Raw genomic sequence first — 26,294 nt, forward strand, 5'->3', positions numbered from 1 at the left:
GCTAGCAAAAAGAGCTCTGAAATAGAGCTCTCTGAATGAAGGTAAGATACATTTCATTCGATTTTTTCAATTATTAGAAATTAACCTTTTAATGTAGATAAAGATTGCTTTACAATCTATATCTGTCAACTAAAAAGGTCCCCTGGACTATAATGATGATTACTTCGTAATCCTCATCCACCGACTAAAACAATCCAGTGGATTGTTTTAGCCACCTAGGTATGCTTTTCTGACTTCTTCTGATGAAGCGAGTTCTTTTCCTGTTCCTGATAGAACGATTTTCCCTGTTTCCAATACATAGCCTCGGTCAGAGATTGCGAGTGCTTTATTGGCATTTTGTTCAATCAAGAGGACGGTTGTTCCTTGTTTCTGGATGTCTTGAATGATATCAAAAATCTCTTGGATAAAGATTGGGGCAAGTCCCATTGATGGTTCATCTAAAAGAAGAAGTTTTGGTGTTGACATGAGGGCGCGTCCCATGGCAAGCATTTGCTGTTCTCCCCCTGAAAGAGTAGCTGCATCTTGGTTCTTCCGTTCTTCAAGACGTGGGAAGCGTGAGAAAACTTTCTTCAAATTAGCTTGATTTTCTTCACGATTTTTCTTTAAGAAAGCTCCCATTTCTAGATTTTCCATAACAGTCAAGCCAGGGAAGACGTGGCGTCCTTCTGGTACTTGTGAAAGACCACCTGCTACGATTTTCTGAGCTGGCATTTTTTGGATTTCTTGACCTAAAAATTCAATCTTTCCTGAACTCGGTCTAACCAAACCAGACAAGGTACGGAGAATGGTTGTTTTACCAGCACCATTGGCACCGATAAGGGAAACAACTTCTCCTTCATTCACTTCAAAGCTTACATCACGGACTGCTTGGATCATGCCGTAATGCACAGAAAGATTATCAACTTTTAACATAGACATTAGGCTTCACCTCCTAGATAAGCTTCGATAACGCGTTTATTGGTCTTAATTTCGTCAGGAGTTCCTTGTGCAATCAAGCGACCATATTCAAGTACGTAGATACGTTCTGTTACTTCCATGACCAGATTCATATCGTGTTCAATCAGCATGATCGTAATCTTAAATTCATCTTTGATACGACGAATTAACTCAGTCAATTCGGCTGTTTCCTGTGGGTTCATACCTGCTGCTGGTTCATCTAAAAAGAGAATTTTAGGTTCCGTAGCGAGGGCACGAACAATTTCCAAACGACGTTGTTGTCCGTAGGCAAGATTTTTAGCAAGAGTCTCTGCATCACCATCCAAATCAAAGATTTTAAGCAATTCCAAGGCTTTAGCCTTTAATTCTTTTTCACTCTTGTAAAAAGCTGGTAAGCGCAAAAAACTAGCAAAAACATGTTGTTTGTGATGGTTGCCAAAAGCAATCAAAACATTGTCCAAAACTGTTAAATCTTTAAAGAGACGGATATTTTGGAATGTACGTCCAAGTCCCAAAGAAGCAATCTTATAAGGTGACTTTCCATTCAAAAGGTGACCATCTAGGGTTACTGTTCCCTCGCTTGGTTCATAAACACCCGTCAAGAGGTTGAAAAGGGTGGTTTTCCCAGCTCCATTTGGACCGATTAGTCCAACCAGTTCCCCTTCGTTCAATTCAAGAGTCACATCTCCAACAGCTGTTAGACCGCCAAAATGTTTGGTTAACTGTTTTACTTCAAGTAATGCCATTAGTTTTGTTCCTCCTTCTTAGATTTTTTAAAGAAACGTGATAGGCTCAATTCCCATGTTCCAAGGAGTCCACCTGGTCTGAAAATCATTACCAATACCAAGGCCAAAGCGTAGATAATCATACGCACGCTAGCAACATCTTGGAGAAGCATATTCAAAATTCCCAGAACAATAGCTGAAACGATTGCACCTGTAATGGAACCAAGTCCACCAAATACAACAATAATCAAAACATTGATTGAGTTGATGAAAGTGTAATCTTTCGGTACAACTGAACCGATAAATCCTGCCTGAAGTGACCCTGCAATACTTGCAGTAATGGCACCAAAGACAAAGGCGATGATTTTAATTTTAGTCGTATTAACCCCAACTGACTCAGCAGCGATTTCATCCTCACGAACAGAAAGGGTTGAACGACCAATTGGACTACGCAAGAAGTTCAAGGTTGCAATAGTTGTAATCACGACAAAGAAGTAAACCATTTGCCAAGTTGTAAAGTTAGGAATTCCCAAGATACCTGCCGCACCATTTGTAAGGCTTCCGCCATTGATGATAAAGATACGGATAATTTCAGAAACACCTAGAGTCGCCACCGCAAGGTAATCCCCCTTCAAGCGCAAGGTTGGAATTCCGACAAGCAAGGCAACTGCTCCTGAAAGCAAAGCCCCTATCAGCATAGCTCCAAAGAAGGCACCGTAGGTTGGTGATTTAGATCCAATAATAGCAGCGGCATAGGCACCAATCGCCATGAAACCAGCATGCCCAAGTGAAAATTGTCCTGAAAAACCAACGATTAAGTTGAGACCAACAGCCAAAATAATATTAATTCCAATTTGTTGTAAAATCTGTACATAGAATAGGTTGAGTACTCCGACTGAAACCAGTACACTAATCAAGCCATAGCCAGCTAATAAAAGGAGTAACCATAGAATATTAACTTTTAAATTTTCCTTCATCGTTTACACCTTCTCTTTCACATTTTTACCAAGAATACCTGCTGGGCGGACAATCAAGATCAACAACAGGATTCCATAAACAATGGCATCACGGAAGTCTGACATTCCAAAGGCTGTCGCAAAAGTTTCCAATAAACCAATCACAAAACCACCAAGAGCCGCACCAGGAATAATCCCGATACCACCAAGTACTGCGGCAACGAAAGACTTAAGACCTGGAGTAACCCCCATCAAAGGCTCAAGAGAGTTATAATAGAGGGCAATCAGAACACCAGCTGCACCAGCAAGAGCTGAACCCAAAGCAAAGGTAAAGCTGATAGTACGGTTTACATTGATCCCCATCAATTGCGCCGCATCGCTATCTACAGATACAGCACGCATGGCTTTCCCCATCTTAGTCTTTTGGACAATGACCTGTAACAAAATCATCAAAATCAAGGAAATGGCCAAGATCATTAACTGCACATTTGTTAAGCTGATTGGTCCCAAATCATAGCGAACTGTTTGAATCGCTTGAGGGAAGGCACGGGTATTGGCACCAACCAGATAGACCATCCCATACTCCAATAGGAAAGAAACCCCAATAGCCGTAATCAAAACAGCAATACGAGTAGAGTGACGCAAAGGTCGGTAAGCAAGGAACTCAATCACGACACCAAGAATGGCTGTCGCTAACATAGCTACAATAAGAGCTACAAAGAAATTCATTTGGAAAGAATTAATCAAGAAATAACCGATAAAGGCTCCCATCATATAAATATCACCGTGGGCGAAGTTGATGAGCTTGATAATTCCGTAAACCATGGTATATCCTAGGGCTAACAGCGCATAAACACTACCTAGAATCAAACCATTTACTAGTTGTTGGAGCATAAGATTCACTCTTTCTATTTATAATTTTGAGGGTTTCCCCTCACTTTTTGATAGGTTCTTAAACATCGAAACAGGGAGTGAGTCAGAGGCTCATTCCCTATTTCAACATTTTTCTATTATGGTTTTACAACTTCTGCTGCTTCAACCTTACCATTGTTCATGGTCATCATGTAAGCAGTTTTGACTGTGTTGTGGTCTGCATCAAAGCTTGTTTGACCAGTCACACCTTCAAAATCTTTTGTTTTAGCAAGGTTATCCTTGATTTCACCAGAGTTTTTAGCACCTTTTGCTGCGTTTGCTACAAGGTGAACTGAGTCATAAGCCAAGGCTGCAAATGTTGAAGGCTCTTCGTTGTACTTAGCACGGTAAGCATCAAGGAAAGCTTTTGCTTTAGCTGAAACTTCTACAGTAGTTGAGAAGCCTGAGATAAAGTAGATGTTTGATGCTTTTTCAGGAGTTGCTTGTTGTACAAACTCTTCACCGTTGAATCCATCACCACCAACGATTGGTTTGTCAATTCCCATACCACGCGCTTGGTTTACAATTTTACCAGCTTCAGTGTAGTAACCAGGAACGATGATAGCATCAAAATCTTTCCCTTTCATTTTTGTAAGGGCTGCTTGGAAGTCTGTGTCACCTGCTACGAAAGTTTCATCTGCAACGATTTCACCTTTGTAAGCTTCACGGAAGGCTTTGGCAATACCTTTAGCATAGTCGCTAGCATTATCAGTGTAAAGAACAACTTTCTTAGCTTGCAATTTTTCAGAAACATAGTTTGAGATAATTTTTCCTTGGAAGCTATCTTGGAAAGTTCCGATAAAGAGGTAATCTTGACCTTTAGTCAATCCATCTTGAGTCGCACTTGGCGAAATCAATGGAACACCTGCTTTTGTAGCGTTAGCTACCGCAGCTGCAGTTGCACCAGATGTCGCAGGTCCTACGATTGCTGATACTTTAGATTGGGTTACAAGGTTAGTTGTTACTGAAGCCGCCTCAGCTGTTTCAGACTTGTTATCTTTATCGACTACTTCGATTTGTTTTCCATCGATACCACCTGCAGCATTGATTTCATCAACGGCAAGTTGGGCACCTTTTTGTTCAGATGTACCGTAGGCTGCTACGGCACCAGTTTCTTCAAAGTTAAATCCGATTTTGATTGTCTTTTCATCTACTGAGTTACCAGCAGCGTTTGACGCTCCAGACTTCACTTCTCCACAGGCTGCAAGAAGTGCTACACTTGCAAGCGCCACAAACGATAGGGCAAATTTTTTCTTCATCTTTTTTTGTCTCCTTATTTCTTAAATAGCATGTTAAGAATATACCGAATTATCAGAAAATTGTCAACACTTTTCTTGAACTTTTTCGATGATAACGTTTTCCTCTCGATGAAGATTGCCCACAAAGGGTGTTTCCAGCTCTTGGATATGACAAACCCTGACTTTTTTTATAAACTTTTCCTTGCCCAAGCGCCCGACCAATTGCTCCATTTCTTGAGTTGGAACATAGAGTTGTAAGTAACGATGTTTCTTGGAATGATAGGTAATATCTCCATAATCCTGCAATTTTTTGGCATCACGATTATAGTAAAGATAGATAATCAAGCCAGATCGTTTGACTTTTTCAAACATGATAAATCCTCTTTCTAAGAAATCTCTCACTATTATACCAAAAAAAGCAAACCCAGTCGAGTTTGCCTTCTTTCATCATTAATTCAATGAATTGTTGGCCATGATTTCATCAATAAAGCCATATTCAAGTGTTTCTTGGGCGCTCATCCAGTTATCTCGTTCTGCATCTGCATGGACTTTTTCGATTGACTGACCTGAATTTTCAGCCAATATTTTTTCCAAGATGTTACGAGTTTTAAGCAAGTGTTCTGCAGCGATCGCCATATCAGTTTGTTGGGTACCACCACCTGTACCACCCATCGGTTGGTGAATCATATACTCTGCATTTGGAAGCATGAAACGTTTACCTTTTGCTCCACTTGACGCGATGACAGTCCCCATAGATGCAGCCATCCCCATAACGATAGTTTGGACATCTGCCTTGATAAAGTTCATGGTATCAACGATTGCCAAACCAGCTGAAACAGAACCACCAGGTGTATTGACATAAAGGTAAATATCTTTTGTACTATCTTGGGCATCTAAGAAAAGCAATTGGGCAATAACAGAGTTAGCCATATTGTCTTCAACGGGACCTGTCAGCATAATGATGCGGTCTTTGAGAAGACGTGAGTAAATATCGTAGGAACGTTCTCCACGGCTTGTTTGTTCAATAACTACAGGAATCATTTATTTCTCCTTTTGAGTTTTAATTTTGTTGGTCAAATGACTGAAGATAAGACTATTATAATATCTTGGTCAAAAAAGGTCAAATTTTTGCTCTGTTTTCATTAGACAGAAACAAAAATTCAACCTCCTTTCGTGACTGGAAATCCTTTTCCAAGTCAATCTCTTTTTAATTCTATTTTGTACCGAACAAGCGGTCCCCAGCATCTCCAAGACCTGGAACGATATAACCGTGTTCGTTCAAACGTTCATCCAGGGCTGCTGTAAAGATTTCTACATCTGGATGAGCTTCTTGAAGAGCTTTTACACCTTCTGGTGCTGATACAAGGCAGACAAATTTGATATTTGATGCGCCACGTTTTTTAAGAGAATCAACAGCCAAGATTGCTGAACCACCTGTTGCCAACATTGGGTCTACCACAAAAATTTGACGTTGGTCAATATCTTCAGGCAATTTCACCAAGTACTCAACTGGTTGAAGCGTTTCTTCATCACGGTACATACCGATGTGGCCAACTTTAGCAGCTGGAACCAAGCTCAAAAGTCCATCAACCATCCCGATACCTGCACGCAAGATTGGAACGATAGCCAATTTCTTACCTGCCAATTGTTTTTGAACTGTTTTTGTGATTGGTGTTTCGATTTCCACATCTTCTAGTGGAAGATCACGAAGTACTTCATATCCCATCAACATTGCAATCTCATCTACTAGCTCACGGAAAGCTTTTGTAGAAGTATCTGTACGACGTAAGATTGACAATTTGTGTTGAATCAGTGGATGATTAATAACTTCAATTTTTCCCATTTTTGGAATTCCTTCTTTCAATTTATTCTTCTTATTATACCAAAAAACGGTTTAAAAATCTTTCTAAACCATTTATTTTTGATATTTTTTACATTAGATCAGCCTCTTTAAGAGCTGTCTGTACTGTCTCAAGTGGTAAATGAGTCAATTCTGTCCCTTTTTCTTGATAAAGGTATTGGGCGTAGTCGTCCATTCTGTACTGGTTGATATAAACCACACGCTTGCAACCAACCTGAAGCAATTGTTTTGTACAGTTTAGACATGGAAAATGGGTCACATAGGCTGTAAAGCCTTTGGGAACCCCACGTTCTGCACCTTGGAGAATGGCATTAACCTCTGCGTGAAGAGTGCGAACACAGTGACCTTCGATGACCAGACATTCGTGATCAATACAATGCTCAGTCCCTGACACCGAACCATTATAACCAGTGGAAATAACTTTATTATCCTTTACCAAAATTGCGCCCACTTTGGCACGTTTACAAGTGGAACGATTGGCAATTAGTAAGGCTTGGGCTGCAAAATACTCATCCCATGCTAGTCTTTTTTCAGTCATATCTCTTCTCCTTTTTCTCTATTTTTTAAAAAATGGTAAACCTAAATCTGCAATCTTTTCAGCTGGTACCTTCATGCCATCCTTGATCCATTTTAGAAGGACAGAAACGATGGCCGAGCTCCAAAAGGAATGAAGATAAGAGCTGACACCTTTTGATTTCCCATGGTATTTTTCTAAAAATTCCTGCATGGCTTGGACAAAGATTTTTTCCAGATGGTAATCCAAGGCCAATTGAATCACTCTGGCTTCCTTTCTGGCCTCTCGGAAAAGGTGAACCCAGACCAGATAAAGGTCTGTCTTTAAATCATAATGATGCAACTGTTCCATAATATTGTGGACAGTTCGTTTAAAGACGCTTTCTAAAATCTCCTCTTTGGAATCATAATTACGGTAAAAGGCTGCACGAGAAACGCCTGCACGTTTGACCAATTCAGAAATACTAATCCTGGTCAGGTCCTTTTTTTCCAAGAGCTGCAAGAGGGCTGTTTCGATGGCTTCTCTAGTTAATAAATTGGATTCTTGGTTTGATTTTCTGAGATTTTCAAGAGACTTTTCAGAGATTCTACGTTCAGACATAACATTTTCTTTCTACTTGTCACAACAGACGGATGAGGCTTTTGTTTCAAGGGCTTTCATGATATAATTGTAAAAAAAGACAGAACCTTTGTCAATGTATAACTGACAAAGATGGAGAATTTCTATGACTTGGAAGATTATTGCTGACTCTGGTTGTGATTATCGTCAGCTGGCAAGACCAGCTATTGACACGACCTTTGTAAGTGTGCCCTTAACCATTCAAGTAGCTGATCAGGTCTTTGTTGATGATGCCAGTCTTGACATTGACCAAATGATGGAAACCATGTATGCAACTGCAGAAGCTTCAAAATCAGCTTGTCCAAGCCCAGATGATTATTTGCGAGCATTTGAAGGAGCCAAAAACATTTTCCTAGTAACCATCACTGGTACTCTTTCTGGAAGCCACAATAGTGCTCAACTAGCAAAAAATATTTATCTGGAAGAACATCCTGATACTAAAATTCATATAATTGATAGTTTGTCTGCTGGTGGGGAAGTTGACTTGCTCGTAGAAAAAGTGAATGACTTGATCGACCAGGGCTTATCTTTTGAAGAAGTGGTTGAAGCTATCACCGCCTATCAAGAAAAAACCAAGTTACTTTTTGTCCTAGCTAAAGTCGATAACTTGGTGAAGAACGGCCGTTTGAGCAAGCTTATCGGTACGGTCGTTGGCCTTCTCAATATCCGTATGGTCGGAGAAGCTAGTGAAACTGGAACTCTCGAATTGCTACAAAAAGCACGAGGACCAAAGAAATCAGTTCAAGCTGCCTATGATGAAATCATTAAAGCTGGATATGCTGGTGGCCGTATTGTCATGGCTCAACGTAATAACGAGAAATGTTGCCAACAGCTTTCAGACCGAATACGTGAAACCTTCCCACAGGCGGATATTAAAATTCTCCCAACATCTGGTCTCTGCAGTTTTTATGCAGAAGATGGCGGTTTGCTGATGGGATATGAAATTGATTAATTGCATTCTTGACAAGAGGTGACTTCATCTCTTGTTTTTTTGTGGTACAATAGACCTATGAAACATTTTGATACTATTGTCATCGGTGGAGGTCCTGCTGGCATGATGGCTACGATTTCCTGTAGCTTTTATGGACAGAAAACCCTCCTCATCGAAAAAAATCGGAAACTTGGAAAAAAATTAGCTGGGACTGGTGGGGGACGTTGCAATGTAACCAACAACGGTAGCTTGGACGATCTGCTAGCTGGCATCCCTGGAAATGGGCGCTTTCTCTACAGTGTCTTCTCCCAATTTGATAACCATGATATCATTAACTTTTTTACGGAAAATGGGGTTAAACTTAAAGTCGAGGACCACGGACGCGTCTTTCCTGCTAGTGACAAGTCTCGGACCATTATCGAAGCCTTGGAAAAGAAAATCACTGAGCTAGGTGGTCAAGTTGCTACTCAAACCGAGATTGTTTCGGTTAAGAAGGTAGATGAGCAATTTGTTCTTAAATCAGCTGACCAAATCTTCACTTGTGATAAACTGATTGTCACAACTGGTGGAAAATCCTACCCTTCCACCGGTTCGACTGGTTTCGGTCACGAGATTGCCCGTCATTTTAAACACACCATTACCGAGCTTGAGGCCGCTGAAAGTCCTTTGTTGACAGATTTCCCACACAAGGCCTTACAAGGGATTTCTCTGGATGATGTGACCCTCAGTTATGGCAAGCATGTCATCACTCACGATCTGCTTTTTACCCACTTTGGTTTGTCTGGCCCTGCTGCTCTGCGTATGTCCAGCTTTGTCAAGGATGGGGAGGTTCTCTCACTGGATGTTTTGCCTCAACTTTCTGAGAGCAACTTGGTGGCATTTCTAGAAGAAAATCGGGAAAAATCCTTGAAAAATGCTTTAAAAACTTTGCTTCCAGAACGCTTGGCAGAATTTTTTGTGCAAGGCTATCCTGAAAAAGTCAAACAACTGACTGAAAAGGAACGTGAACAACTTCTCCAGTCTATTAAGGCCCTCAAAATTCCTGTGACTGGCAAAATGTCCCTTGCCAAATCCTTTGTTACCAAAGGGGGCGTCAGTCTTAAGGAAATCAACCCTAAAACCCTTGAAAGTAAGCTGGTACCTGGCCTTCACTTTGCTGGCGAAGTCATGGATATCAATGCCCACACGGGTGGCTTTAATATCACTTCAGCCCTCTGTACCGGTTGGGTGGCAGGCTCAAATCAAATATATAAATAATTGAATGACTAAAATACAAAATAAGAAAGGAAGTCCTTTGGAACATATTATTTTACTAAGAGGTGTTACTCCTAATGGAAAAAATGCTATCCCGAAAATGTCTTATTTGGTAGATATTTTAACAGAAGCTGGTTTTCAACACGTTCGAACCTATATTCAAAGTGGGAATATCATTCTTGAAAGTGATTTAGATTTAGAAGAAATACGAGAATGTGTTCATACTCTGATAAAGGAAAAAATTGGGGCCGACTTAAAAATGGTTATCAAGAACAAAAGTGATTTTAAAAAAATTGTCCAAGAAAACCCGTTTGGAGAACACTATCTTTATGACCGTATACATGTGATTTTTTATCAAGAATCTATTCAAAGTCTCCCTTTAGAAAAATTGAAAATTGATTACGGTGAAGAAGAAATTTGTATCGGTAACCATTGTCTTTACCTCTATCTCCCTAGAACTGCTAAACAAAAGAAACTCCATACCAACTATCTTGAAAAGCTTTTTAATGTAGATTTGACCATGCGAAAACTAAATGTGGTAGAAAAATTATTAAGCAAATAGTGCTTGAATTTAGTAAAAATCGGAAGAATACTCCTCCGATTTTATTTTGTCTGAGTTTGGACATAATGAGCAATCACATCTGATGTGTACTGGGCTGTTCCAGGTCCAAATTTGTCAATGTTTTCCTTAAACTCTGGGTTATAAACGTAGCCTTTACCGATATAACCGAATACTTCAATAGTACAATCAAATCCATAAGTACGGATGGCTTGCAAGAGCTTGGCTGCTTGCTCTTGGTTTTCAGTTGCTGTTGCAGGCAAACCAGCTTGAAGATTTTGTGCCAAGGCTCGAAAGACTTGATTGAAGGCAGCCGTAGCTTCGTCTTCGTGACCTTTTTGGCGCTCGAGCGCTTGGTCCATCACATCTTGTCCATACTTCTCTACCGCCTCTTGGTGGTATTTTTGATGGTCTTGATAGTTAAATCCTGCGAATTTCTCTTGAATGCTCATTTCTCTTTCTCCTTTTTGTTCTTGAATGGTTTTTTGCAAGGTGGAAATCAAGGTATCCAGATGTTGCCTTTCTCGAGTCAAATAGTCCAACTGTCTAGTCAAGTGAGGCAATAAATCTGATTTATCTTCCTTTAATAGCTCTGCTATTTTTTCCAAAGAAAAACCTAGGTATTTGTAATAAAGAATAACCTGAAGGCGTTCCAAATCCTCCTGACTGTAGGTTCGATAGCCGTTTTCCGACTTTAAAGGAACCAAGAGCCCTATCTTGTCGTAGTGATGCAGGGTCTTGACAGAGACACCCGAAAGCTGGGCAGCTTCTTTTATATGGTACATGATTTCCTCCTTATACTCAATGAAAATCAAAGAGCAAACTAGGAAGCTAGCCGCAGGCTGTACTTGAGTACGGTAAGGCGACGCTGACGTGGTTTGAATTTGATTTTCGAAGAGTATTACATTGATAGTATAACCCCTCCCCCTAGGTCAGAGTCAAGCGTTTTTGCGAAATTTTTTACTTTATCATAACATGAAAATGGTTTTCTTGACAGACCTTAGAAAACATGATAGGATAGTCAAGTCTATCAATCAAAAGAAAGGCTCATTTTGAGTACTGATGAGGCTATTTGCCAAGGGCAGTAGCTTTTTCTTTTGTAATACTAATTTTAGGAGTTTAACTATGTCTGAAAAATCGCAATGGGGTTCTAAACTGGGCTTTATCCTAGCATCTGCTGGTTCAGCCATCGGACTTGGTGCCGTTTGGAAATTCCCCTACATGACTGCTGCTAATGGTGGAGGAGGCTTTTTACTTGTCTTTCTCATTTCCACTATTTTAATTGGTTTCCCCCTTTTGCTGGCTGAATTTGCTCTCGGCCGAAGTGCTGGTGTCTCAGCAATCAAAACCTTTGGAAAACTCGGCAAGAATAGCAAGTACAACTTTATCGGTTGGATTGGTGCCTTCGCCCTCTTTATCCTCTTATCTTTCTACAGTGTTATTGGAGGATGGATTTTAGTCTATCTAGGCATTGAGTTTGGAAAATTGTTCCAACTTAGCGGAACTGGTGATTATGCTCAATTATTTACTTCAATCATTTCAAATCCAGCCATTGCCCTAGGAGCTCAAGCGGCCTTTATCTTATTGAATATCTTTATTGTATCACGTGGGGTTCAAAAAGGGATTGAAAGAGCATCGAAAGTCATGATGCCCCTGCTCTTTATCATCTTTGTCGTCATCATCGGTCGTTCTCTCAGTTTGCCAAATGCCATGGAAGGGGTTCTTTACTTCCTCAAACCAGACTTTTCAAAACTGACCAGTGCTGGTCTCCTATATGCTCTGGGACAATCTTTCTTTGCCCTCTCACTAGGGGTTACAGCCATGCTGACCTATGCTTCTTACTTGGATAAGAAAACCAATCTGGTTCAGTCAGGGATTTCCATCGTAGCCATGAATATCTCGGTATCCATCATGGCAGGTCTAGCCATTTTCCCAGCCATGTCAGCCTTCAATATCCAGTCTGAAGGGGGACCAAGCTTGCTATTTATCGTCTTGCCTCAGCTCTTTGACAAGATGCCTTTTGGAACCATTTTCTACATCCTCTTCCTCCTGCTCTTCCTCTTTGCGACGGTCACTTCTTCCGTTGTTATGCTGGAAATCAATGTGGGTAATATCACCAATCAGGACAACAGTAAGCGTGCTAAATGGAGTGCTATTTTAGGAATCTTGACCTTTGTCTTTGGAATTCCTTCAGCCCTATCTTACGGTGTTATGGCGGATGTTCATATATTTGGGAAGACCTTCTTTGATGCTATGGACTTCTTGGTTTCTAATCTCCTCATGCCATTTGGTGCTCTCTGCCTTTCACTCTTTACAGGCTATATTTTTAAGAAGGCTCTTGCCATGGAGGAACTACACCTTGATGAACGAGCATGTAAACAGGGACTTTTCCAGGTCTGGCTCTTCCTTCTTCGTTTTATCATTCCTATCATCATCATCGTGGTCTTTATCGCCCAATTTATGTAATCAAAAAGGACTTGAGTAATGAACTCAGGCCCTTTCTTTTTTATGGATGACTAACAATCAATTCCAAACCTTGCCCTTCCAGAATCCAAGCTTCAACATCACTTGGTAGGATAAAGTGGCTGCCTTTTTGGATTGGATAGTTTTTTCCGTCAACAGTTAGCTGACCTTGACCAGCTAAGACACTGAATAAGGTGTAATCAGCTGTCTTCTCAAAATCAACTTTTCCAGTGATTTCCCACTTGTAAACTACAAAGAAATCATTAGATACAAGGAGAGTGGAACGCAAATCATCTGCTTTAACAGTTACAGGACGGCTATTGGCAGGCTCTCCAATGTTCAAAACATCGATAGATTTTTCAAGGTGAAGTTCACGCAAGTTACCATTATCATCCTTACGGTCAAAGTCATAGACACGGTAGGTTGTGTCACTAGACTGTTGGGTTTCAAGGATTAAAATACCTGCACCAATAGCATGCATGGTGCCACTTGGCACATAGAAGAAATCTCCAGCTTTAACTGGTACTTTTGTCAACAAAGCATCCCAATTCTTGTCCTCGATTTGCTGGCGGAGTTCTTCTTTTGACTTGGCATTGTGACCATAGATAATCTCTGAACCTTCATCCGCAGCGATGATGTACCAGCATTCTGTTTTTCCAAGTTCGCCTTCATGCTCGAGTCCGTAAGCATCGTCTGGATGAACTTGAACACTGAGCCAGTCGTTAGCATCCAGAATCTTAGTCAACAGTGGAAATACAGGTTCTGGACGATTGCCAAACAATTCACGGTGCTCTGCATATAAAGTAGCAAGATCTGTTCCCTCGTAGCAACCATTGGCAACTTTAGAGACACCATTTGGATGGGCTGAGATGGCCCAATATTCTCCGATTTTTTCACTTGGGATGTCGTATCCAAACTCATCACGTAGCTTGGTACCACCCCAGATTTTTTCTTGCATAACTGATTGTAAAAATAATGGTTCTGACATCTTATTCTCCTGTCTGATTTTTCTCCCCTCATTATAGCAAAAAGCCAGGTCTAATTGAACTCTTTTTCCTATTATATAAAGTAGAGAGAAGATTTTATAAAAATAGTGAACAAATGTGCTCTACTCAATACTTGCACCATTGCTGGCAATGACATCCTTGTACCAGTAGAAGGATTTCTTCTTGCTCCGTTTGAGACTTCCTTGACTCGCATTATCTCGATCCACATAGATAAAGCCATAGCGCTTGTTCATTTCGCCCGTTCCAGCTGAAACCAAATCGATACATCCCCAAGTCGTATAACCGAGCAAGTCAACCCCATCTTGGTAAATGGCATCTCGCATAGCCTTGATGTGGGCCTCTAAATAAGCAATTCGATAGTCATCCGCTACATAGCCATTTTCATCTGGCGTGTCTATAACACCGAGTCCATTTTCTACGATGAACATAGGTTTTTGGTAACGATCCCAGATGGCATTGAGGGTGATACGAAGTCCCAATGGGTCAATCTGCCAACCCCATTCAGAGGATTCCAGATAAGGATTTTTGATAGAGGCAAAGACATTTCCAGCGGTCATATTCCTCACTTCTGGATCACCTGAGGCTACTAGACTTGCATAGTAAGAGAAGGAAACAAAGTCAACAGTATTGTCCTTCAACAACTCTAAATCTTCTGCAGTCATTTGAATCTCGATTCGCTCACGCTCCCACTGCTTCTTGGCATAGTTTGGGTATTCCCCACGCGCTTGAACATCAATGAAGAAGTAACTCTTGCGGTCTTCCTCCATGGCTGCCCAGTAGTCTCTTGGATGGGCTGTGTTAGGATAGTATTGCCCTGCAGCCAACATACATCCCACCTTATTTTCTGGGTCAATTTCGTGGGCAATCTTTGTCGCAAGAGCTGAAGCTACCAACTCATAGTGTGCAGCCTGATATTTAACCAGTTCTTGATTTTCTCCTTCTTCAAAACAGAGCCCAGCTCCCATAAAGGGGGCATGGAGAATCATGTTGATTTCGTTGAAGGTAAGCCAATATTTGACCAAACCCTTATAGCGGGTAAAGAGTGTGCGACAAAGTTTTTCATAGAAGTCTAACATCCGACGATTGCGCCAACCACCGTACTCTGTAATCAAGTGCATAGGACAGTCGAAATGAGTGATAGTCACCAGAGGTTGGATACCATACTTGTGGCACTCCTTAAATAAATCCTCATAAAAGGCTAGACCAGCTTCATTTGGCACTGTTTCGTCGCCCTTAGGAAAAATCCGAGTCCAAGCAATGGATAGACGATAAGTCTTAAAGCCCATTTCCGCAAAAAGGGCAATATCTTCCTTGTAATGATGGTACATATCAATAGCTTGCTTGGCTGGGTAAAAATAGCCCTCCTCAAACGAAAACATCTTTTTCTGACCTGTGATAATGGCTTCACGATCTGGTCCAATGGGTACCACATCAACGTTAGCTAAACCACGCCCATCGAGATTATAAGCACCCTCACATTGATTAGCTGCCGTAGCACCACCCTAGAGGAAGCCCTCTGGAAATTGTAGTATTTCTGTCATCACTTTACCTCACTTGATTTGCTAGTTCTATTATACTAAAAAGGGGACAAAAAGTTTGGAACTATCTGGGTAATGATGTCCTGAGCTTGCTCAAATGTACGAAAAAAAGACTGAAACCAGTCTTCTTTTTAAATCAAAGCTGTAATAGCTGTCACTAGGCCAAAAACGATACCTGGTGCATTGGCAGCAGCAAGGGGAATATCTCTTTCCTTCTTAAAAAGACCGTAGTAAACCCAGAGACTACAGTTGATAGCTGCAACCAAGGGCTGGATGAAGTTCCCTTTTTGACCAGCTAGATTATTCATGATTTGTGGTAAATACGACACATACATCATAATGGACATGAAGGTCGCTACCCAACCCAAAATTTTCATTTGTTTTTCAGACATTTTCAAAACCTCTTTCATTTTTACTGAATCTTATTTTAAAATATTCTTTCAAAACAATCAAGTCTTTAAAACTTTTGTTATAAAGATATAAACTATCACAATCTTGTTATAAGAAAGAGGGAACAGAAAAAAGACCGAATTGCTCCGTTCTGTTTACTCAATCAAATATTAGAAAATGAATACTCCTTTTCAATGAATCGATTGATTGATGGTAAATAAGCCGTTAGAAATTATTGACAGTATCGAAATTTTCTAGTAAAATGAATTTTGTTAATACCTAAATGGTGTGTAGTTTTCTATCAACATAGTCAGGAGAAAAGGAACTTATGCTAAAAAAATTTAATGAATTGTCACTGAAAGATAAGGCTTATCTAATTGGCGGTTTGAGCTTATTAGTCATTGTGATCTCATTTGGTCTACTCAATCGTCAAACAGTAACTGTCAGTCTTGTCTTTACACAACTATCTGCTCCCTTGATTTTGGTGATTTTTACTTGTCTAGTAATCGGGATCATTGCTGGTAGTGCTATTGGTATTAGCTATCACCATAACAAGACTCAAGATCTGAGAAGCCGCATTGCTGAAGCAGAAGCGACTATCAATATAAAAGACAGGGAGCTTGTCCAGTACGAGGAACAGGTGCAACAATTAAAACAGGAAACCAAACAATAAGTGTAGAAATCATAACCACCCGTGAAAACGGGTGGTTTTTTGTCTCGCACCTAACGGAGCGAGACGGACTGAAAGTCGCATAAATACAAAAAAGATCGAATTGCTCCGATCTTTTTAAGTTTCACTCCAAGAATGTTTAGATAAAAAATTTGATAATAGAATTACCTACTTCATACGATAAAAATCAATCACTAGACCAGCAGGCCCTTTAACTAATAAGGACTCTGTTCCCCAATCGGTTACAGTTGGTCCGTTTAAAACCTGGATACCAAGTTCTTTCAACCGTTGGTAATTCTGGTCTACATCCTCAACCTCGATATGAAGAATGATTCCTGACTGAAAATCTTCCAAAGGAATCAAATGATTTTGGGACAACATCAGACAGTGACTGCCAATCGTAAACTGAGCAAAACTGTCATCAACATAATCGGGCTTTTTATCCAAAATACGCTCCAAGTCAGCACAGACTTGGGGAACATCTGAAACGATAATATCTAATTGATTTAAATTCATTTACTATCCTCCATAAAAAGACCGGATTGCTCCGATCTTTTTAAGTTTCGCTCTAAGAAAATCAAAGAATAAACAAGGCATCGAACCGCAGGCAGTACTGAAGTACGGCAAGGTGAAGATAACACAGTTTAAATTTGATTTTCGACGAGAGGAATTATTTAATTGCGCGTGATTGCAATCCTTCTTCTTCCAAGAAGAGGCGGAATGGTACGAGTTCTTCTGCTTCGTATTTTTCCTTGAAGTCTTTGATTGCTTCTTCTGAGTGAAGTTTTGGATCCAATTCAAGTACTTCTACTGGAAGTGGACGGTGTGGAGTGATGCGAGCATCGATCACAACAGTTTTACCTTCTTTGTTGAGTTTAACAGCTTCTGCAACAACTGCATCGATGTCTTCGATACGGTCAACTGTAAATCCTACAGCACCTTGAGCTTCAGCGATTTTCGCATAGTCAGCATTAGGGAAGTCACAACCAAACAAGTGTTTGTTTGTGTCTTCGTATTTGTCCTTGATGAAGGCATATTTACCATTTGAGAAGACAACGTTGATAACTGGAAGGTCGTATTGAACGTTTGTGATAACGTCTGGGTAGCACATGTTGAATGCACCGTCACCCATGATGTTCCATACTTGGCGATCTGGATTGTCTTTCTTAGCAGCGATACCACCAGGAAGGGCAATACCCATTGTCGCAAAGAGTGGAGATGTACGCCACATGTTCTTAGGTGTCATGTGAAGGTGACGAGTAGATGTTTGAGTAGTGTCACCTACGTCGATTGAGTAGATAGCGTCTTGATCAGCATGTTTGTTGATTGCATTGTAAACTTGATACAATTGCAATTCACCCTCAGTTTTACCTTCGATTTTGTTCATGTAATCACGCCAGTTTTGGTTGTTCTTAACGTTTGCACGCCACCATGGAGTAGATTCAACTGGGTTCACTTTGTCAAGGATAGCTTTAGCTGCTTGACCTGCATCACCAAGGATTGAAGCGTCAAGGGCGTGACGTTTACCAAGTTTGTAAGGGTCGATATCGACTTGGATGAATTTTTCAGTATTCTTGAATGCTTGGTAAACTTCAGCAAATGGGAAGTTTGAACCAAGGAAAAGAACTGTGTCTGCTTCAAAGACCACTTCGTTGGCTGGCTTCCAACCAACACGGTAAGCAGAACCTGTCAAACCTTCATAGTTCCATTCAAAGGCTTCAAAGTTTTTACCAGTTGTGATGATTGGTGCTTTGATTTTACGTGACAATTCAGTAATCACTTCACCAGCTTTAACACCACCGTAACCAGCATAGATAACTGGACGTTCAGCATTGTTCAAGATTTCAACAGCTTTGTCGATTTCAACTTCGTTCAAAGCAGGAGCGATGAATGAACGTTCGTATGAACCTGAACCGTAGTATGAATTTTCGTCGATTTCTTGGAAACCGAAGTTTACTGGGATTTCAACAACAGCTGGACCTTTTTTAGAAACTGCAGCACGGCAAGCTTCGTCGATTACTTTTGGCAATTGCTCAGCGTAAGCTACACGTTTGTTGTATACAGCGATACCGTTGTACATTGGGTTTTGGTTCAATTCTTGGAAAGCATCCATGTTGAGTTCGTTAACTGGACGTGATCCAAGGATTGCTAGGAATGGAGTGTTATCCATAGCTGCATCGTAAACACCGTTAATCAAGTGAGTCGCACCTGGACCACCTGAACCAACTGCAACCCCGATTGAGCCGCCGAATTTAGCTTGCATAACCGCTGCAAGAGCACCTGTTTCTTCGTGACGAACTTGCAAGAAGCGGATATCTTTGTCTTCAGCCAAAGCATCCATCAATGAGCTGAGTGTTCCTGATGGGATACCGTAGATTGTGTCTACGCCCCATGTTTTCAATACATTAAGCATTGCTGCAGATGCAGTAATTTTCCCTTGAGTCATAATGATAACTCTCCTTCAAATATTTTTAAATCTACTAAAAAAGGTTTCATATAGTTTTTGAAAACGTTTCAGTAAATTTTTACAATACTAATTTATCACATTTATTTTGACTTTACTAAGAATCTGCTCAGAAGTTTTTATTCTCTATTACAGTACAGTTTGAAAACGTTTTTAGCTTCTGTTTTATAATACTCAATGAAAATCAAAGAGCAAACTAGGAAGCTCGCCACAGGTTGCTCAAAGCACAGCTTTGAGGTTGCAGACAAAGCTGACGTGGTTGGAAGAGATTTTTGAAGAGTATAAAAAGCGAGCAAGCCCGCTTTTAGTCTATTTTACTAAAGTTTAGTAAGAGTGAACTGGTCAGAACGGATACAGAACTAAAGGCCATGGCTAGACCTGCCAGTTCTGGGTTGAGAGCCAGTCCAACACCTGAAAAGACTCCTGCTGCAATCGGAATTCCGGCGACATTGTAGATAAAGGCCCAGAAAAGATTGAGCAGAATTCGATTAAAGGTTTTCTTACTCATGTCAAAAGCACGAACCACTCCTAGGAGGTTATTAGTTGTCAACACCAAATCTGCTGACTCGATGGCAATATCTGTTCCAGCTCCCATAGCAATCCCCACATCTGCTACACTAAGGGCAGGAGCGTCATTGATACCATCCCCAACAAAGGCTACTTTGCCAGACGCTTGTAGTTTATGGATTTCATGAGCTTTTTCCTCTGGCAAGACACCTGCAATGACCTCTTCGATTCCGATCTGATCGGCAATGGCACGCGCCACACCAGCATTGTCTCCTGTCAGCATGACTGTTTTAAGACCTCGTTTTTTCAACTGACTGATGGCAAGCTTAGCATTTTCCTTAGGAATATCTTGCAGAGCAAGCAAGCCTTTGATTTCATTCTCAACAGCCAAGAACACAACTGTCTTAGCTTCTTTTTCCAGTTGTTCTAGTTTTTCCTGATAAGTGCTAGAAATATCCATGCCATCCAGCATTTTAGCATTTCCAAGCAAAACTTGTTTTCCATTGATTTGCCCTGAAACACCTTTTCCGTGCAAGGCTTGGAAATTTTCCACAGTGTGAAGCTCAAGTCCAGTTTCAGTCGCTCGCTTAACAATAGCCTCAGCCAATGGGTGTTGAGAAGCTTCTTCCAAGGAAGCTGCCAATCCAAGCACTTCTACTTCGTCGCCGATGATATCTGTGACCACAGGTTTCCCTTCCGTCAAAGTTCCTGTCTTATCAAAAACAATAGTTTGGACTTTCTGGATTTCCTGTAGAACCGTTCCATTTTTGAGGAGAACTCCCATCTTGGCACTGCGACCTGTCCCCACCATAAGGGCTGTCGGTGTTGCAAGTCCCAATGCACAAGGGCAGGCAATAATCAGAACTGCTACTCCATAGAGAAGCGAAGACACAAAGCTCGCTCCAAGCACAACTACACTATCCCTGAGCAAGACGAACCAAACCCAAAAGGTCACAATCCCTAAAATGACAACTGCTGGAACAAAAATCCCTGAAATTTTATCCGTCAAGTCCTGAATCGGCGCACGACTTGTCTGAGCTTTCTTCACAAAATCCACAATCTGAGCCAAAACAGTCTCTGAACCAACTTTTTCTGCTCTAAAAACAAGTGTTCCACTATTATTGATGGTTGAACCAATGACGGTATCTCCAACTGTCTTGTCCACAGGCAGACTCTCACCTGTCACCATAGACTCATCAATACTAGAGATACCTTCTACTACGACACCATCAACCGCAATCTTTTCACCGGGACGCACTCGAATCAGGTCACCTACCTTGACTTGCTCCAAAGGGACTTGAACATAGTTATCCTCACGCAAGACTTCTGCAGTTTTAGCCTGCAAGTCAAGTAATTTCTCCACAGCTTGGGAAGTATTTTTCCGCATTTTCTCCTCAAAAACGGCTCCCATAAGAACGAAGAAGAAGATAAATGCAGCACTTTCAAAGTAAACGGGGAGACCAGCGAAGAGGGCAACTAAGCTATAGAAATAGGCCACTAGGGTTCCCAGAGCAACCAAGGTATCCATGTTGGCATTGTGCTTTTTAAAACTAGCCCAAGCACTTTGGATATAAGGACCACCTGCTACTAGCATAATCGGTGTTGTGGCTAAAAAGGTGCCCCAACGCATGACTTGGTGACTAATTCCTCCTGTCGACATCCCAATCATGAGGATCACAAGAGGCACAGTAAAGATACTAGTAATCCAAAAACGCTGTAAAAGTGATAGAGATTTTCGAGTCTTCTCAACGACTGTATAGCTTCCCTTTTGCATCTTCATGCCACAAGAAAATTCATGTTGGCCTAATTCTTGAGGTGTAAAACGAATGACTTTCTCCTCGTCTACGCCGATTGGTTCCAAGATGCCTTCTTCTTCAAACAGAATTTCCTTATAACAGTTTGAAGGTGTCACACGGTGAAAGGTGATCTCAGCAGGAACTCCTTTTTGCAGTTGAATGTGGGCTGGATGGTAGCCTTTGTCTGCCGTGATACGGATTTTTTGAACACCATTTTCAAGACTTGCTTTTACAATTTCAGTCATATCATTCTCCTATTCTACAATCATCTTGCCGTGCATCATATTCATGCCACAAGAGAAACCATACTCTCCAGCCTGCTCAGGCGTGATTTCCACTACATACTCTTCACCCATTGGCAGGTCCGCATGTACACCAAAATCTGGAAAAACAATTTGGTCCAGACAGGGTGAAGGATCCTTACGGTCAAAGACAATGCGGGCTGGCACTGATTTCTTGAGGATAATCAACTCAGGCGTATAGCCCCCCATGACTTCCACTCGAATCTCTTGGTAGCCGTTTTTTTGCTGGGCTTTTTGTCCAGATTTTTCAGGCTTTTTGAAAAACCAAAACAAGATAAACGCGATAAGGGCAATACAAACAATGGTTACAATACTATTTAACATGACGTCTCCTTTACATACAATTACATCTTACTTCTGTTACAGCACTTGATTTCTTCTTAGAAATCACAGCTTCTAAGTCTTCCAAGTCAGCCAGAGTAAAATCACATTCAGCAATCAAATCAGCTAACAAGTTCTTAATCCTACGAGAACAAACCTTGTCCTTGATATCTTGGACAAGCAAATCTCGACTTTGGTCCAAAGTTAAAAGGGCTGAATAGACAAAGGACTTGCCTTCTTTTTTCCGAGTCAAACACTCTTTATCAACCAAACGAGCCAAAAGAGTTTGAATGGTCGACTTGGACCAGTCGAACCGCTCCGCCAGAACCCTAATCAAATCTGAACTAGTCTGCTCTCCTTGCATCCAAATAATCTTCATGACCTGCCATTCTGCATCTGAAATCTGCATTAGCACACCTCCAAAATCTACATTTGTCAATTACAATTATCAGTATACCCTTAAAATCTACATTTGTCAATTATAAAAAATTAAATCTTTAACTTTTTTTAATCTTCATTACAAAATTGATTAATACTCAATAAAAATCAAAGAGCAAACTAGAAAGCTAGGCGCAGACAGTACTTTAGTACGGCAAGACGAAGCTGACGTGGTTTGAAGAGATTTTTGAAGAGTATAAAACACAAACAAAAACCTCCACATCAAGTGGAGGCAATCTCTTTTATCAATACAATTTTAAGTCGCGTGGGTCAACTGGGAAGGTTGGGTTGTATGGGTTATGACGAAGTTTAAAGTGTTTAACATCTTCAATAGTCTGAGTTCCAGACAACTGCATGACTGTCTTCAATTCCGCATTCAAGTGTTCAAAGACTTGACGCACACCAACACTACCGCCGAGAGCCAAGCCATAGATAACCGGGCGGCCAATAGCTACCAAGTCTGCTCCTGAAGCCAAGGCTTTAAAGACGTGTTGGCCACGACGAATACCAGAGTCAAAGACAATTGGTACGCGTTTGTCAACTGCTTCTGCTACTTCTTGAAGTGAGTCAAAGGCAGCTGGCCCACCGTCGATTTGACGGCCACCATGGTTGGTTACCCAGATACCAGAAGCTCCAGCAGCAAGCGAACGTTCAACGTCCTCACGGCATTGTGGCCCCTTGACATAAACAGGAAGTCCTGAGTATTCAGCGATAAATTCTACATCTCGTGGAGATAGGCGCTGTTTAGCTGATTTGTAAACAAAGTCCATTGATTTACCAGCACCTTCTGGCAGGTATTCTTCAACAATCGGCATACCAACTGGGAAGACAAAACCATTACGCTTATCAACCTCACGATTGCCCCCTACCGTAGCATCTGCAGTCAAGACAATCGCTTTGTAGCCTTCAGCCTTCACACGGTCCATAATGTGGCGGTTGATTCCATCATCTTTACTAAAGTAAAATTGGAACCAGTGAGGTGTCCCTTGAAGGGCTTCTGTAATTTCTGGAAGGTCTACAGTAGAGTAAGAGCTAGTTGTGTAAAGAGAACCAAACTCATGCACACCACGCGCAGTCGCCACTTCACCCTGTTCGTTTGCTAATTTATGAGCTGCAACAGGCGCCATAATGATTGGTGAAGACAATTTTTCACCTGCAAATTCAATCTCTGTACTTGGATTTTCAACATCACAAAGCGTATGCGGAACGATGAGTTTGTGGTTAAAGGCACGAATATTCTCACGTAAAGTGAAAGTATCTTCCGCCCCACTAGCGATATAGCCAAATGCTGCTTTAGGAATAACTTGTTGCGCCATTGGCTCCAAATCATAGGTATTGATGAAATCTACATGACCTTCTGCATTGCTTGTTTTGTATGACATAAAATGCCCTCCTTAATAAGTAAGCGTTTACTTTGTATATTACAAAAAATATTCTAACTCTTTTTTCAAAATTTTTCAAATATTTTGTTTGGAAATTTCATACTTTCAATCATTTTACAGCGATAATTAAAAATGATGAACTTTCTTAAGTTATGGAAATTCAAATAATCTTTTCATTTTCTAATACTTTATCATCAAATTGTTCAGCTAGTATAGTTGCTGAGTGATAAAGTTCCTTTGCTTTATTTTTATCATTTTCAAAATAAAGATAGCACTTAGCTTCAAATACTGAAATTCCAGGTTTATAGACTTGCAACGTTGTTACTGATAAAATTTCATTCATCTTTTTACTAGAGATATCATATGTTTATAGTCATTATGAACAACATAAACAACCGCTATGGCACAAAGAACTGATAGTAGCTCTACATTATACATTTCATCACTAACTAATTGCTGTTTCAACAACTTAATCCGAAAATCATCTAATGCTCTCTTCTATAAATCAAGTCTTGACATTGCATAGCAAAATAATCAATTAATAGTAAATCATTGAATGTGTAAACTTGCTTTAGTGTTACTTGCTTAAAATAATCATCAAAAATATCTTCAGCGAAACTACCTGTCCCTGTTCTTATCAAGTCTAATATTCTTTCAATCAAGTCTAGACTCAGCAACTCTTCCTCAGGAAGAGCTAGTTCTTTATTTTCAAGAAAAGTATCTATCGGAACTTCTAATCGCTTAGATAAATATTGTAACTTAGTAATTGTTGGCAAGGATTGCCCAAGCTCAGTACGCATCAGCTGTTTGATTATTAAGTCAGCTTCTGTCCACAGACCTCTTCTCTCATCAATTTGTGACGTTCACGTTCCTGTCTTACTCTATGACCAATTTCAGTTTTAATATCTGTTGTCATTCTTACCTCTTAACCACAATCCATAAATTAACATACTTTTAATTCTTCGGCTAAAAATTAACAATAATTCTTTTTCAAATCCGTCATATTATTTTCTAAAACTTGGATGTCTTGGCTGACTTTGAGAATGACAATGCTGCCTTGAATACTGGAGATGACTTGACGGGCCTGCAACTGCGCCCGCTCTTCTGACCAGTCAGCATGCAGGTCTTGCAAGAGGCTGGCTAACTTCTCTGTCCATTGGGTCATAAAATCATTGAGAGGACAGCGGAAGTTCTCATCTTCTGTGGACAATTCCACAATCAGATTACCAATTGGGCAACCATAAAAGACCGTCTGACTTTCATGAAATTGACAAACCCAGTCAATCATATCCGAAAACTTGTCACTGTCAGACTTGTCTGCTTCAAAAATATCTTCAAAAAGCTCTTTTCGCCAATTTGCTAAAATATCTTGAATGACCGTCAAACCAATTTCCTTCTTAGATTTGAAATAATAATAAAGCTGTCCCTTGCCAACATCAGCTGCCTCCATGATGTCACTGATGGAGGTGGCCACATAACCCTTCTGATAAATCAATTCCTCAGCACTTTGTAAAATACGCTCTTTAACGCTCATCTACTCACCTCTCTTTTTTCCTATTATAGCAGATTCAGAGTCTGAGACCAAACAATTGAAACCACCTCCTTTTGCCACTGTTTTATCATTAAAATTTTTTGTTCTGAGCAAATTAATTTACAAATTCAATTTTAGATGTTATTATAATTGTACCGAACGGTCAGTATGTAACTAAAACTACCATTTGGAAAATCATCAAACTAACAGTCTAAATTCCTATTGGCTGTTATTCAAATCATATTAGGAGGAACCTCATGTTCAATCAGAAAAATGTCGCATTTGTTATCACAGACCCGCAAGTTGAATTCTTAAAATCTACTGGTAAAGGATTCGGAGCAACTAAAGATGTTCTTGAAAAAGTTAATACTATTGAAAATCTGACAAAGCTTTTAGCTCTTGCTAAAGAGCGTGGCTACAAGCGTTTTATCTCACCGCACTACTTCTATCCACACGATCACAAGTGGCAATTTAAAGCTGCTGGTGAAACGATGATGATTGAAAACGAAATGTTTTGGCGTGATAGCCAGTATTCAGCAATTCCAGAAGGCTCTGGAGCAGATATGATTGAAGAGATTAAACCATTTTTGGATGAAGATACTATTGTTGTCAACGGACATAAAATCTTTGGCCCAGAAAGCAACGACCTTAACCTTCAACTCCGCAAAAATGGTATCGACACCGTCATCTTGGCTGGTATGAATGCTAATCTCTGCGTGGATTCACACATGCGTGAACTCATAGAATTAGGCTACAATGTCATTGTTGTTAACGATGCTGTCGGTGCTCCAGGTGAAGAAGCCTACCAAGCTGCACTAACAAACTACGGCTACATTGCCAACCAAGTTTTGACAACTGAGGAAGTTATCGCTCAACTTTAGTATTAAATCATGACCACCCGTCAAACGGGTGGTTTGTCCCAGGGCTATAAGCCCAAATTACCAGCCAGCGCCTAAAGACGCTGGCTTTCACTTTGTTCAA

The 26,294-nt window shown here is 40.5% G+C and carries 28 protein-coding genes and 1 pseudogene; 6 read left to right on the forward strand and 23 right to left on the reverse strand.

The annotated features are described in order from the left end of the window. Window positions 1–207: 207 nt before the first annotated feature. The 10 genes from B7699_RS01235 to B7699_RS01285 all read right to left on the reverse strand — a co-directional run bounded on the left by B7699_RS01235 (window position 208) and on the right by B7699_RS01285 (window position 7,742). On the reverse strand, window positions 208–918 hold the full coding sequence (locus B7699_RS01235) for an ABC transporter ATP-binding protein (protein ID WP_000062200.1): 711 nt from the start codon (window positions 916–918) through the stop codon (window positions 208–210). Beyond that, window positions 918–1,682, reverse strand: coding sequence for an ABC transporter ATP-binding protein (locus B7699_RS01240; protein WP_001185997.1), 765 nt, complete (start codon window positions 1,680–1,682; stop codon window positions 918–920). The genes B7699_RS01235 and B7699_RS01240 overlap by 1 nt, the downstream gene beginning before the upstream one ends. Further along, window positions 1,682–2,638: a branched-chain amino acid ABC transporter permease gene (locus B7699_RS01245; protein ID WP_000662286.1), complete on the reverse strand. Its 957-nt coding sequence runs from the start codon at window positions 2,636–2,638 to the stop codon at window positions 1,682–1,684. Before B7699_RS01245 ends, B7699_RS01240 begins: the two co-directional genes overlap by 1 nt. A 3-nt stretch (window positions 2,639–2,641) precedes the next feature. Next, window positions 2,642–3,511 (reverse strand): branched-chain amino acid ABC transporter permease, encoded by an 870-nt coding sequence (locus tag B7699_RS01250; protein ID WP_000941421.1) that lies wholly within the window; start codon window positions 3,509–3,511, stop codon window positions 2,642–2,644. 116 nt (window positions 3,512–3,627) lie between these two features. Then, window positions 3,628–4,788 (reverse strand): ABC transporter substrate-binding protein, encoded by a 1,161-nt coding sequence (locus B7699_RS01255; RefSeq protein WP_000726117.1) that lies wholly within the window; start codon window positions 4,786–4,788, stop codon window positions 3,628–3,630. Between the two features lie 63 nt (window positions 4,789–4,851). Next, window positions 4,852–5,139: a YlbG family protein gene (locus B7699_RS01260; protein ID WP_084926910.1), complete on the reverse strand. Its 288-nt coding sequence runs from the start codon at window positions 5,137–5,139 to the stop codon at window positions 4,852–4,854. Window positions 5,140–5,217: 78 nt separating this feature from the next. Beyond that, on the reverse strand, window positions 5,218–5,808 hold the full coding sequence (gene clpP, locus B7699_RS01270; RefSeq protein ID WP_000613471.1) for an ATP-dependent Clp protease proteolytic subunit ClpP: 591 nt from the start codon (window positions 5,806–5,808) through the stop codon (window positions 5,218–5,220). 172 nt (window positions 5,809–5,980) lie between these two features. Further along, window positions 5,981–6,610, reverse strand: a complete 630-nt coding sequence (gene upp, locus B7699_RS01275) for a uracil phosphoribosyltransferase (RefSeq protein WP_000515974.1) — start codon at window positions 6,608–6,610, stop codon at window positions 5,981–5,983. Window positions 6,611–6,698: 88 nt separating this feature from the next. Continuing rightward, window positions 6,699–7,166, reverse strand: coding sequence for a deoxycytidylate deaminase (locus tag B7699_RS01280; protein ID WP_000136976.1), 468 nt, complete (start codon window positions 7,164–7,166; stop codon window positions 6,699–6,701). An 18-nt stretch (window positions 7,167–7,184) separates the two neighbouring features. Then, complete coding sequence (locus B7699_RS01285) at window positions 7,185–7,742, reverse strand: TetR/AcrR family transcriptional regulator (protein ID WP_020903480.1); 558 nt, start codon at window positions 7,740–7,742, stop codon at window positions 7,185–7,187. A 124-nt stretch (window positions 7,743–7,866) separates the two neighbouring features. On the opposite strand from B7699_RS01285, the gene B7699_RS01290 reads away from it, so the two are divergent. From B7699_RS01290 to B7699_RS01300, 3 genes are read left to right on the forward strand one after another with little or no spacing between them, the layout of a single operon-like run. Further along, window positions 7,867–8,712: a DegV family protein gene (locus tag B7699_RS01290; RefSeq protein WP_024057020.1), complete on the forward strand. Its 846-nt coding sequence runs from the start codon at window positions 7,867–7,869 to the stop codon at window positions 8,710–8,712. Between the two features lie 57 nt (window positions 8,713–8,769). Beyond that, window positions 8,770–9,948, forward strand: a complete 1,179-nt coding sequence (gene aao, locus B7699_RS01295) for an aminoacetone oxidase (protein ID WP_084926911.1) — start codon at window positions 8,770–8,772, stop codon at window positions 9,946–9,948. A gap of 37 nt (window positions 9,949–9,985) precedes the next feature. Next, a complete protein-coding gene (locus B7699_RS01300) occupies window positions 9,986–10,507 on the forward strand; it encodes a DUF1697 domain-containing protein (protein ID WP_000400044.1) in 522 nt (173 codons plus the stop codon). A 41-nt stretch (window positions 10,508–10,548) separates the two neighbouring features. Here the strand turns inward: B7699_RS01300 and B7699_RS01305 are convergent, their stop codons facing one another. Further along, window positions 10,549–11,289 carry a MerR family transcriptional regulator gene (locus B7699_RS01305; RefSeq protein WP_084926912.1) on the reverse strand — a complete coding sequence of 247 codons (741 nt, stop codon included), beginning with the start codon at window positions 11,287–11,289 and terminating at the stop codon, window positions 10,549–10,551. A 340-nt stretch (window positions 11,290–11,629) separates the two neighbouring features. On the opposite strand from B7699_RS01305, the gene B7699_RS01310 reads away from it, so the two are divergent. Then, the gene (locus tag B7699_RS01310; RefSeq protein WP_084926913.1) at window positions 11,630–12,970 is read left to right on the forward strand and encodes a sodium-dependent transporter; all 1,341 of its coding nucleotides are present in this window, start codon (window positions 11,630–11,632) and stop codon (window positions 12,968–12,970) included. Window positions 12,971–13,010: 40 nt separating this feature from the next. Here B7699_RS01310 and manA read toward each other — a convergent pair whose 3' ends face one another. From manA to B7699_RS01325, 3 genes and pseudogenes are all read right to left on the reverse strand, one after another. Beyond that, entirely contained in the window at window positions 13,011–13,955 is a 945-nt protein-coding gene (gene manA, locus B7699_RS01315; protein WP_084926914.1) for a mannose-6-phosphate isomerase, class I, read from the reverse strand. A gap of 120 nt (window positions 13,956–14,075) precedes the next feature. Then, a pseudogene (locus B7699_RS01320) lies at window positions 14,076–15,515 on the reverse strand (6-phospho-beta-glucosidase). A gap of 128 nt (window positions 15,516–15,643) precedes the next feature. Continuing rightward, window positions 15,644–15,904, reverse strand: a complete 261-nt coding sequence (locus B7699_RS01325; RefSeq protein ID WP_070528089.1) for a SemiSWEET family transporter — start codon at window positions 15,902–15,904, stop codon at window positions 15,644–15,646. A 326-nt stretch (window positions 15,905–16,230) separates the two neighbouring features. Between B7699_RS01325 and B7699_RS01330 the strand changes: the two genes are divergently transcribed. After that, window positions 16,231–16,575 (forward strand): lipopolysaccharide assembly protein LapA domain-containing protein, encoded by a 345-nt coding sequence (locus B7699_RS01330; RefSeq protein WP_084926915.1) that lies wholly within the window; start codon window positions 16,231–16,233, stop codon window positions 16,573–16,575. A 165-nt stretch (window positions 16,576–16,740) separates the two neighbouring features. On the opposite strand, the gene B7699_RS01335 is transcribed toward B7699_RS01330, so the two are convergent. From B7699_RS01335 to B7699_RS01380, 9 genes are all read right to left on the reverse strand, one after another. After that, window positions 16,741–17,088, reverse strand: a complete 348-nt coding sequence (locus B7699_RS01335) for a VOC family protein (RefSeq protein WP_001052638.1) — start codon at window positions 17,086–17,088, stop codon at window positions 16,741–16,743. A gap of 154 nt (window positions 17,089–17,242) precedes the next feature. Further along, window positions 17,243–19,018 (reverse strand): pyruvate oxidase, encoded by a 1,776-nt coding sequence (gene spxB, locus B7699_RS01340; protein ID WP_000191819.1) that lies wholly within the window; start codon window positions 19,016–19,018, stop codon window positions 17,243–17,245. A gap of 322 nt (window positions 19,019–19,340) precedes the next feature. Beyond that, a complete protein-coding gene (locus tag B7699_RS01345) occupies window positions 19,341–21,584 on the reverse strand; it encodes a heavy metal translocating P-type ATPase (RefSeq protein ID WP_084886859.1) in 2,244 nt (747 codons plus the stop codon). Between the two features lie 9 nt (window positions 21,585–21,593). Continuing rightward, the gene (locus tag B7699_RS01350; protein WP_000935077.1) at window positions 21,594–21,965 is read right to left on the reverse strand and encodes a cupredoxin domain-containing protein; all 372 of its coding nucleotides are present in this window, start codon (window positions 21,963–21,965) and stop codon (window positions 21,594–21,596) included. A 10-nt stretch (window positions 21,966–21,975) separates the two neighbouring features. Then, on the reverse strand, window positions 21,976–22,371 hold the full coding sequence (locus B7699_RS01355; RefSeq protein ID WP_084926916.1) for a CopY/TcrY family copper transport repressor: 396 nt from the start codon (window positions 22,369–22,371) through the stop codon (window positions 21,976–21,978). Window positions 22,372–22,645: 274 nt separating this feature from the next. Beyond that, the gene (gene lctO, locus B7699_RS01365; protein WP_000120714.1) at window positions 22,646–23,782 is read right to left on the reverse strand and encodes an L-lactate oxidase; all 1,137 of its coding nucleotides are present in this window, start codon (window positions 23,780–23,782) and stop codon (window positions 22,646–22,648) included. Between the two features lie 160 nt (window positions 23,783–23,942). After that, on the reverse strand, window positions 23,943–24,125 hold the full coding sequence (locus tag B7699_RS01370; protein ID WP_002877065.1) for a hypothetical protein: 183 nt from the start codon (window positions 24,123–24,125) through the stop codon (window positions 23,943–23,945). Window positions 24,126–24,267: 142 nt separating this feature from the next. Further along, the gene (locus tag B7699_RS01375) at window positions 24,268–24,582 is read right to left on the reverse strand and encodes a hypothetical protein (protein WP_002880183.1); all 315 of its coding nucleotides are present in this window, start codon (window positions 24,580–24,582) and stop codon (window positions 24,268–24,270) included. A gap of 173 nt (window positions 24,583–24,755) precedes the next feature. Then, window positions 24,756–25,316 (reverse strand): TetR/AcrR family transcriptional regulator, encoded by a 561-nt coding sequence (locus B7699_RS01380; RefSeq protein ID WP_000111607.1) that lies wholly within the window; start codon window positions 25,314–25,316, stop codon window positions 24,756–24,758. Window positions 25,317–25,570: 254 nt separating this feature from the next. Between B7699_RS01380 and B7699_RS01385 the strand changes: the two genes are divergently transcribed. After that, complete coding sequence (locus B7699_RS01385) at window positions 25,571–26,194, forward strand: cysteine hydrolase family protein (protein WP_004256189.1); 624 nt, start codon at window positions 25,571–25,573, stop codon at window positions 26,192–26,194. Window positions 26,195–26,294 lie beyond the last annotated feature (100 nt).

The organism is Streptococcus mitis, assembly GCF_002096835.1.
In the GTDB taxonomy this organism is placed as follows: domain Bacteria; phylum Bacillota; class Bacilli; order Lactobacillales; family Streptococcaceae; genus Streptococcus; species Streptococcus mitis_W.

Bases quoted from the DNA above. Each gene is read 5' to 3' on its own strand.
- B7699_RS01235 (WP_000062200.1), bottom strand. From the start codon at position 918: ATGTCTATGTTAAAAGTTGATAATCTTTCTGTGCATTACGGCATGATC.
- B7699_RS01240 (WP_001185997.1), bottom strand. From the start codon at position 1,682: ATGGCATTACTTGAAGTAAAACAGTTAACCAAACATTTTGGCGGTCTA.
- B7699_RS01245 (WP_000662286.1), bottom strand. From the start codon at position 2,638: ATGAAGGAAAATTTAAAAGTTAATATTCTATGGTTACTCCTTTTATTA.
- B7699_RS01250 (WP_000941421.1), bottom strand. From the start codon at position 3,511: ATGCTCCAACAACTAGTAAATGGTTTGATTCTAGGTAGTGTTTATGCG.
- B7699_RS01255 (WP_000726117.1), bottom strand. From the start codon at position 4,788: ATGAAGAAAAAATTTGCCCTATCGTTTGTGGCGCTTGCAAGTGTAGCA.
- B7699_RS01260 (WP_084926910.1), bottom strand. From the start codon at position 5,139: ATGTTTGAAAAAGTCAAACGATCTGGCTTGATTATCTATCTTTACTAT.
- clpP (WP_000613471.1), bottom strand. From the start codon at position 5,808: ATGATTCCTGTAGTTATTGAACAAACAAGCCGTGGAGAACGTTCCTAC.
- upp (WP_000515974.1), bottom strand. From the start codon at position 6,610: ATGGGAAAAATTGAAGTTATTAATCATCCACTGATTCAACACAAATTG.
- B7699_RS01280 (WP_000136976.1), bottom strand. From the start codon at position 7,166: ATGACTGAAAAAAGACTAGCATGGGATGAGTATTTTGCAGCCCAAGCC.
- B7699_RS01285 (WP_020903480.1), bottom strand. From the start codon at position 7,742: ATGTCTGAACGTAGAATCTCTGAAAAGTCTCTTGAAAATCTCAGAAAA.
- B7699_RS01290 (WP_024057020.1), top strand. From the start codon at position 7,867: ATGACTTGGAAGATTATTGCTGACTCTGGTTGTGATTATCGTCAGCTG.
- aao (WP_084926911.1), top strand. From the start codon at position 8,770: ATGAAACATTTTGATACTATTGTCATCGGTGGAGGTCCTGCTGGCATG.
- B7699_RS01305 (WP_084926912.1), bottom strand. From the start codon at position 11,289: ATGTACCATATAAAAGAAGCTGCCCAGCTTTCGGGTGTCTCTGTCAAG.
- B7699_RS01310 (WP_084926913.1), top strand. From the start codon at position 11,630: ATGTCTGAAAAATCGCAATGGGGTTCTAAACTGGGCTTTATCCTAGCA.
- manA (WP_084926914.1), bottom strand. From the start codon at position 13,955: ATGTCAGAACCATTATTTTTACAATCAGTTATGCAAGAAAAAATCTGG.
- B7699_RS01325 (WP_070528089.1), bottom strand. From the start codon at position 15,904: ATGTCTGAAAAACAAATGAAAATTTTGGGTTGGGTAGCGACCTTCATG.
- B7699_RS01330 (WP_084926915.1), top strand. From the start codon at position 16,231: ATGCTAAAAAAATTTAATGAATTGTCACTGAAAGATAAGGCTTATCTA.
- B7699_RS01335 (WP_001052638.1), bottom strand. From the start codon at position 17,088: ATGAATTTAAATCAATTAGATATTATCGTTTCAGATGTTCCCCAAGTC.
- spxB (WP_000191819.1), bottom strand. From the start codon at position 19,018: ATGACTCAAGGGAAAATTACTGCATCTGCAGCAATGCTTAATGTATTG.
- B7699_RS01345 (WP_084886859.1), bottom strand. From the start codon at position 21,584: ATGACTGAAATTGTAAAAGCAAGTCTTGAAAATGGTGTTCAAAAAATC.
- B7699_RS01350 (WP_000935077.1), bottom strand. From the start codon at position 21,965: ATGTTAAATAGTATTGTAACCATTGTTTGTATTGCCCTTATCGCGTTT.
- B7699_RS01355 (WP_084926916.1), bottom strand. From the start codon at position 22,371: ATGCAGATTTCAGATGCAGAATGGCAGGTCATGAAGATTATTTGGATG.
- lctO (WP_000120714.1), bottom strand. From the start codon at position 23,782: ATGTCATACAAAACAAGCAATGCAGAAGGTCATGTAGATTTCATCAAT.
- B7699_RS01370 (WP_002877065.1), bottom strand. From the start codon at position 24,125: ATGAATGAAATTTTATCAGTAACAACGTTGCAAGTCTATAAACCTGGA.
- B7699_RS01375 (WP_002880183.1), bottom strand. From the start codon at position 24,582: ATGCGTACTGAGCTTGGGCAATCCTTGCCAACAATTACTAAGTTACAA.
- B7699_RS01380 (WP_000111607.1), bottom strand. From the start codon at position 25,316: ATGAGCGTTAAAGAGCGTATTTTACAAAGTGCTGAGGAATTGATTTAT.
- B7699_RS01385 (WP_004256189.1), top strand. From the start codon at position 25,571: ATGTTCAATCAGAAAAATGTCGCATTTGTTATCACAGACCCGCAAGTT.